The 250-nt window shown below is 53.6% G+C and carries 1 pseudogene; it reads left to right on the top strand.

Annotated elements, in window-relative coordinates:
• Positions 1–67: 67 nt before the first annotated feature.
• Positions 68–250, top strand: a pseudogene (locus KVT38_RS33955) (MFS transporter); the annotation flags it as partial.

Here is a 250-nt window from a genome sequence, read left to right as displayed (position 1 = left end):
CTCCGCCATGGCGCGTGACGACACCCAAGCCATATGTGTCCTTGTATATCATGGGAGGCGGATTCGAATGGAAATCGTACGAGTCAAAGGATTTTGGAAGGGCGGGCACAAACCTTCCTTATTCAGCGCGTTTTTGTATTTCGGCATGAGCTTCATGGTATGGGTATTGATCGGACCGCTCGCGGTCGTCATGATGAGCGACTATCCGATGTCGCCCATTCTAAAGGCGAACCTGGTGGCGCTGCCCGTC

The organism is Cohnella sp. GbtcB17 (genome assembly GCF_019091135.1).
Taxonomy (GTDB): Bacteria; Bacillota; Bacilli; order Paenibacillales; family Paenibacillaceae; genus Cohnella.
This window is presented reverse-complemented; position numbering and strand designations above follow the sequence as displayed.